Origin of the sequence: Streptomyces hilarionis, from assembly GCF_024539675.1 — a bacterium.
Lineage (GTDB): Bacteria > Actinomycetota > Actinomycetes > Streptomycetales > Streptomycetaceae > Streptomyces > Streptomyces hilarionis.
The window spans coordinates 1-6,813 of record NZ_JAHHIT010000266.1; the positions used below are offsets into that span (position 1 = coordinate 1).

Annotated in this window: 4 protein-coding genes and 1 pseudogene; 3 read left to right on the forward strand and 2 right to left on the reverse strand. The window is 66.3% G+C overall.

Translation table 11 applies throughout. The features are described 5' to 3' along the window. Window positions 1-270: 270 nt before the first annotated feature. The 3 genes and pseudogenes from KMS84_RS37200 to KMS84_RS37210 all read left to right on the forward strand — a co-directional run. A complete protein-coding gene (locus KMS84_RS37200; RefSeq protein ID WP_256920972.1) occupies window positions 271-543 on the forward strand; it encodes a hypothetical protein in 273 nt (90 codons plus the stop codon). Continuing rightward, complete coding sequence (locus KMS84_RS37205; RefSeq protein ID WP_256920973.1) at window positions 543-941, forward strand: PIN domain-containing protein; 399 nt, start codon at window positions 543-545, stop codon at window positions 939-941. The genes KMS84_RS37200 and KMS84_RS37205 overlap by 1 nt, the downstream gene beginning before the upstream one ends. Before the next feature lie 74 nt (window positions 942-1,015). Then, window positions 1,016-1,378: pseudogene (locus KMS84_RS37210) on the forward strand (transposase); the annotation flags it as partial. A gap of 170 nt (window positions 1,379-1,548) precedes the next feature. Here KMS84_RS37210 and KMS84_RS37215 read toward each other — a convergent pair. Beyond that, on the reverse strand, window positions 1,549-1,968 hold the full coding sequence (locus KMS84_RS37215) for a hypothetical protein (RefSeq protein ID WP_256920974.1): 420 nt from the start codon (window positions 1,966-1,968) through the stop codon (window positions 1,549-1,551). Between the two features lie 9 nt (window positions 1,969-1,977). Further along, the coding region (locus tag KMS84_RS37220; RefSeq protein ID WP_256920975.1) for a polymorphic toxin-type HINT domain-containing protein at window positions 1,978-6,813 on the reverse strand (4,836 nt) is incomplete at its 5' end.

Genomic DNA, 6,813 nt, shown 5'->3' on the forward strand with positions numbered 1-6,813 from the left:
CCCCCAACCCCACCCAACCACCCCACGAACCCGAAGCCTTTCGCACACGCGGCAAACCTGAGGGCGTACCGGCCTCCTGTCCGGCGAGGTACAGGGCAGCAGACCTGCCCGCGCGGTGCGGCCGGGGGCGCGCCTGGCGCGGCAGCACCGCAGAGTTCAGCCGCCGACGTCGCGGCTGCCCTTCTCGGGACACACGTGGGGGCCGATGAGGCACTCCGGCACCCCACGCGTTCCTCTACCAGTGGTAGAGGAACGCGGTAGAGTCGGGTCATGGCGGACGAGACGAGCATCAAGGTGAGCGCGGCGGCGCGGGACCGGCTGGCGCAGCTGGCCGTCGAGCACGGCACGACGATCCGGAACCTTGTGGAGGAGCTGGCGCAGGACACGCCGACCAGGGCCGAGTACGCCGAGCGTGCCGAGCTGGCCCGCGCGGAGCTCGCTGCCGCGCTGGGGCAGGCGCCCAGCGCGGAGGCCGAGGCGAAGGCCCGCGCGCTGCTGGAGCGCCTGGGCGGGGCGCAGCACGGCTCGCAGACGGCCGCGTAGTGGCGGCGATCTCGGTCGTTCTGGACCACACGACCGCCGCAGCGCTGTACGACCCGAAGGATCCGTTCAACGAGGCGGTCGCCGCGTTCTACGTGCAGGCGTCCGGCGGGCTCGGGAATCTGTCCGCGCCGGTGCTGTCGCTGACGGCCGGCGACGCGGAGCGGCCCGGGCTGCTCGGCTACATCAAGGGGCTGCGGTTCATCCGGATCGAGGCGTTCGACACCGACGCCGCGGTCACCGCGACCGGACTGCTGCGGTTCGGGCACTCCTGGGCCGCCGTCCACGCCATCCACGCCGCCCGGCCCTCGGCCGCGCACCCGGCCGGGCGGTTCCTCCTCACGCTGACGCCCAAGGCGTACGCGGGCACCGGCGTCCAGGCAGTCCACCCCGGCCAGTAACCGACCAGGAGACAGCCGCCTGGGCCGTCCGGCCTCCGTCGCAGCATCCGCCGGTCCAGCCGCACCGCTTCGCCGGGCGCAAGAGCTTCTCCTGGCAGGACTACCGCGACCTCGTCCAGATCGCCCACCAGCAGCTCGGCGGCCCGATCGTGCTGGTCGGGGACAACCTCAACACCCACCTGACGGCCAGCACGCGCCGCTACATCGCCGAGCGTGACTGGCTCACCGTCTTCCAACTCCCGCCCTACGCACCCGATCTCAACCCGGTCGAGGGCATCTGGTCCGTCCTGCGACGTACCACCGTGGACAACCGCGCCTTCGCCGACCCGCAAGACCTGATCACCGCCGTCCGACGCGGCCTACGCCAGCTCCAGTACCGCCCCGGCGTCCTCGACGGCTGCCTCACCGGCACCGGCCTCCGACGCCAGCCACCCTGACGACATCACGCATTCAGGGTCAGTAGATTTACACTCCCCCCGAAGGGCTCGCCAGAATCGATTCTGGCGAGGCCCTTCTATTTCGTTGGAGCACCAATGAATGACGCTAGAGCTAGGCTGAATCAGCCTCCATGCAAACCTGCCGGATTTGATGCATCACGCGAGCAAAGTCACTTCATTCTCGTATTGCGCAGCTTCTCGGATGCAGATTTGAGCGTGACGAACAGTTCACGCCTTTCAGGCAAAGCCGAACCTGCTGCCCGCTGCGCCCTCTCATGCGCCTGAGAGAAGTCGCACCACGCCTCGTAAATCGATTTTGTACACTCTCGGAGCAGTGCGGAACATTCAGCCACTTGACGCATAGATAGCTCATGCTTTCCTTCCGCGCCAATCCAACTGTTGAACCTGGCGTCCTCGGCAATGAATTCACCGATCAGTTCCATTAGATCGTTGCCGAGCATCTCGCTACGCAACATCAGAAGGACCAGGTTCGTGGCTGGCACTGCTGTTGGAACGGTGATTTCTGCCGGGGTTGGCCATCCCTCGGGCATCTCTTCCAGCCATGCCCAGTCATCAGGTACTGACATCATCTTCCCCTGTCACCCGGCATTGTGTCGCCGGATCAAGTACTTCGTCAGCTCAATGGATGACGACATATCCGGGAGATCTGTGACCCCTCCTGCGCGTAGAACTTCAGCACAGTACGTAACACAACTTCGACTGTCGACGTTGTAGCGGCCAAGATTCCTCCCCAAAGTCACTTCCTGGAAGGCTAGAGCGCCCCCCGGGTTTGGCAATGAAATCTGCACCCTAATCGTAGTGGGCGCGTGCGGCTCCGCGCGAATCGCGGGCACTGCATCCGTACCGGGGACGCCTACTTGTTCGGTATGTAGCGCCTCATCCGCTGTCTCGACCTTCACGGTCGCGTGCTTTTCCACCGGGTCCAAGTAGACCGTGGCCGTTCCTTCTCCACAATTGTGAACGAGGACAGGCGTGGCCCCTGCCAGCACATAGTACGTGTGCACGTCGCTGGCGGTCAGGTCGTGGGTGCGCTGGCGCTTGTCGAAGGTGCGGGTGGCTGTCAGGTCGACTGACCTGCCGGTGGCAGTGTGCAGCCGCATTCCGGGCTTGAGATCGCCTGCGGGGATCCATGCCTTCTCGGAATCCACCCAGAAGGGATGGGTGTCGGTCGAGACCAGCGACTCGTGCTTGCCGGACGTGCCCTTGATCGTCAGGTCGACGAAGTGTTTGTCATCCTCGGTGACTATCGTGCCGACGATCTCGCGAACGGTCGTCGTGCCCGACTTCGGGTCGGTTGCCTTGATCTTGTCGCCGAGCTTGACCTTCTCGATGGGTTTGGTCTTGCCGGTGGCGAGGAGGACTTTGGTGCCCGGCAGGAAACTGTGCGGGGCCTCGCAGGTGCCCTTGTTCCTTCTGAGGGCGTTCGCGGCTTTCTTACGCGCCTCCGCCAGTTTCTCCGTGGCCTTGGCCAGGCCCAGTCTGGCCTTGCCCAGGGCCTTGTTCGCTTTGAAGAGGCCCTGAGCACCGCCGATCAGGTCCTTGACCAGGCCGGTCACTCGTTTGACGAGCCTGAGGCCCTTGGCCCATTTCCACGGTGCGCCGTATTTGGCGAGGATCTTGCCTGCGAGTCCGCCCGCGAAGCTGCCGGCGATGTTGAGCAGGGTTTCGCCGCAGGCGCCGACGTCGCCGCTGGAGATGCAGTCCAGGGCCGCGTCCACGCCCAGGATGTCGCGGGCAATCTTGATCAGGGCCTTGCCTGCGGACTGTATGCGCTTCTTGGCAGAGGACTGCTGGGCCTGCGCGGACGCCACGTTCGCGGAAGCGGCGTCGGCGTCCGACTGGGCCTTGTCGACGCCCTTGTTGCCGGTTTCCTTCTTGTACGTGCCCGAGTATCCGGAGCAGTAGCCGTAGCCGTAGCAGCTCTCCAGGCCGGTTGGGTCGGACAGCGTGACCGGGGTGTTGTCGGCATATGCGTAGCCGTTGATCTGGTTAGGTCGGGTGTAGTCGATGATCGGGTCGACGGATATGAACTTGCCGATCGCCGGGTCGTACTCCCGTGCTCCCAGGTGGGTCAGGCCGGTCGAGGCGTCTATCGTGCCGCCGACGTAGCCTCGCTCCCCCGGCCAGGGACCGAGTTTCTCGCCTCGCTCGACGCCGTAGGGGTCGAAGCGTCGTTGGGATACCGCCCCGGTAGCGGAGTCGATCGCCAGCTCGCCGGTGCCGTGGTGGTCGGCTGCGACGAAGGAGAGCTTTGCGGCTGTGCGGACCGCCACGGTCTGGCCCGCGTACTCGTAATAGCGGGTTGCTTCCGTCTTGGTGCCGTCGGCGGACAGCTTCAGCTCAGTGCCCGGCAGGTAGAGGGTCGTTCCGGAGGGATCCTTGCGCACAAGGCGGTTGCCGTCGGCGTCATACACGTAGCTCGTCTTCGAGCCGTTCGACTCAGTCGCCTCGTTGACCTTGCCGGCGTCGGTCCAGGTCAGTGATTGGGTGTTGCCGCCGATGGTGCGCTTGGTGGTGTTGCCCGCGTCGTCGTACTCGTACGACGACTGCCGGTCTCCGGTGGGGGTCTTTTCCGTGATCTTGGTGACTTGGTGTGGTCCGTCGCCCGCGGCGCCCGCGCCGCCGTACTCGTAGGCGCGGGTGATGTCGTTGGCTGCGTTCCGGCCGGTGTCGTGGTTGATCTCGGACACCCGGTTGCCGATGGCGTCCGTCTCGTACGACTTCCAGTACGGCGCCGGGCCGCCTAGGGCGTTGGAACCGGCTGCCGTGTCGCAGGCGGTGGGCCCTGTGCCGTCCACGGGCGTGGTCGAACCCCTGGTTCCGGAGCCGGCCGCGGTAGTCGCGGTGGCCGTCGGGGTCCAGGCGTGCTGCAGGCGCTGTCGGCTGTCATAGGCGAAGCACTGGACATCCGGGGTGGCGGGGTTCGCGGTGTCCGCGATGGACAGGACGTTGCCGGCCTGGTCGTAGGAGTAGCGTGCGTCCCTCGCCGGGGCGGTCGCGCCGTAGACGTCGACCACCGAGCGGGTCAGCCGGTCGGTGCCCTTCTCGTAGAAGAAGCTCTGCCAGACCTTCTTGCCGCCCGAGGCCAGTTCCAGCTGCTGGAGCCGGCTTCCCTTGGAGTAGACGGTGTTGGTGACGTAGGGGTTGGCGGTGCCCTTCATCGTCATCGGGCGTTGCAGGGCGTCGTAGGTGTAGGCCAGGTTCTCGGCCGGCAGCTCACCGACCGCCGGCATGCCGGCGGTCCGGACCGTTCCGTCCGGGTTGTAGGTGGTGGTGAAGGTGTACGTGCCGGCCAGCGACCCCTGCGAGGCGGGGACGACGTAGGCGGTCTGCAGCGGACGGTAGAACGCGTCCATGGACTGCACGGCAGTCGCGAAGTACTCCGTCGGGGAGACGTAACTCAGGAAGCCGTAGGCCTGGCCCAGCCAGCCCGCCTTGTCGTATTTCGTCTCGCTCAGCTTCGTGCCGGTGCCGACATCGCCCTGCCAGGTCGTCGACACCCGCCCGAGCTTGTCGTAGTCCGTGGAGGTCTTCTTGCCACGACCGTCGTAGGACGCGATCGGACGGTCCAACTCGTCATAGTCCGTACGGGACGTTCCGGCGTCGGGGTCGATCGACCTGGTCTTGCGGCCGAGCTGGTCATACTCGTAGCGCCACACGTTGTCCTTGGCGTCGGTGACCGTCTCCAGCAGACCTGCCGTGTTGTACGTGTACTTGGTCGAGTCGTACGGCACGCCGGCGCCCGGCGAGGCTCCGCGGTAGTGGCGGATCTCGGACACGTTGCCCTGGGCGTCGGTGACCGTCGTGGAGGGGACTCCGCCGACCGGCGGGTCGACATGGGTCAGTTCCCCGTCGTACGTGGTCCTGGTGCGCCACTGTTCGGCGCCCGACACAGCGAAGACCTCGGCGGTCGTCCGCCCCAGGCCGTCGTACTCCAGCATGTTCTGGCCGTCGACCTGGCCGTTGCTCACCAGCAGCAGCTCTTCGGAGGCCGGGCCGTCGGCGTTGTACGTCGCGTTGGTCTTCCTGACGTTGCCGGTGGCGTCGTACCAGGTGTCCGCGACCATACGGGTGCCGTCCGGCCCCTCGGTCTGGATCTGGCGTGCCCTGAGCATGCTGTCGTAGAGCTGGTACTCGGCGCCGTACGAGCCGTCGTTCTCGATCTTCTCCGTCTTGATCGCGGTGACCTTGTCCTTGCGGACGTTGTACGAGTACTTGATGCTCGGCGTCTGGGTCGAGGCCCGGTCCGCCAGCCACACCGAGGTCAGGCGGCCGAGACCGTCGTAGGCGAGGCCGGTCCGCTTGCCGTTGGGATCAGTCTGTCCTGCCGACATGCCCCAGGCCGGGGCGTAGTCGGTGATGGTGTTGTGGCCGAGGGTGTTGGTGACGGTCGTCCTGGTCAGCAGGCCGTTCGTCTCCAGGTAGACGGTCTTCGTCTGGTCCGAGGTCCCGTACTGCTTGGCGTCCTGCTGGGACTTCGGACGGCCGAAGTCGTCGTAGGTCGTCGCGCCCGTGACCTGGTAGGTGGCCGTGGTGCCGTCGTGCGAGGTCATCCGTTCGGTCTTGGTGGCGTCGCCCCTGACGGGTGCCGTTCCGAACGCACCGCCGTCGTACGAGGTGCGCTCGTCCGCCAGCACCTGCTTTCTGCGGTCGGGGTTGGTTGCGCAGTTGACCGACACGCTCTCGGTGCGCGCCGGCAACGACAGGATGTTCTTGGCCGCGTTGTCCGCGTAGCTCGTACGGGTACAGGAGTCGTCGTCGGTGTCGGAGACGTCGCCCAGGTCGTCGACCTGCAGGACGCGTCCGGTGCCGTTCGACGTGTCGTACGTCGTCGTGGACTTCGTCTCACGCCATGTGCCGCCGGACAACAGGGTGAAGCCGCGGCCGGTCTGGGTGCGCACGATCGCCGCGTGAGTGGTGTCCCAGCTCCTGGCCTGCGTCGCCGTGTAGTGCTTCCACGGGACGTCGATCGTCTTGGACACCAACTTGGCGCCGTCGTAGGTGGCGGCCTCCAGCTGGTGGCCGGTGAACTCCTCGGCGTCCGTGTAGGCCGCTCCCGTGGAGTCCTTGACCGTCACCGAGCGGGTGCCGCCGTCGGCGTCCTTGTCCCCGTCCATGCCCTGCAGATACGTGTAGTCGACCCGGGTGGTCTGCTTGTCCGAGCTGCCGCTGGTGACCTTGACCTTGCCGTAGCCCTGCCAGGCGCCCCAGGTGAGGTACTTGGCGTCCGTGATGCCGTCCGGCTTCGCCTTACGCCAGGCCGCGTCGCCCTGGTAGTCGTAGCGGGTGACCATGGAGTCGTTGCCGCCGGTGCGGTCGGTCTCGATGACCGCCGAGACCACGTACTTGTGGAACCAGTCCGTGATCGGGTCGACATAGCCCGGCGGGGCCCACTTGACCGGGTAGCAGCGCTT

Excerpts from the sequence above, each read along its gene's own strand:
- KMS84_RS37200 (WP_256920972.1), top strand. The coding sequence starts at position 271 with ATGGCGGACGAGACGAGCATCAAGGTGAGCGCGGCGGCGCGGGACCGG.
- KMS84_RS37215 (WP_256920974.1), bottom strand. The coding sequence starts at position 1,968 with ATGATGTCAGTACCTGATGACTGGGCATGGCTGGAAGAGATGCCCGAG.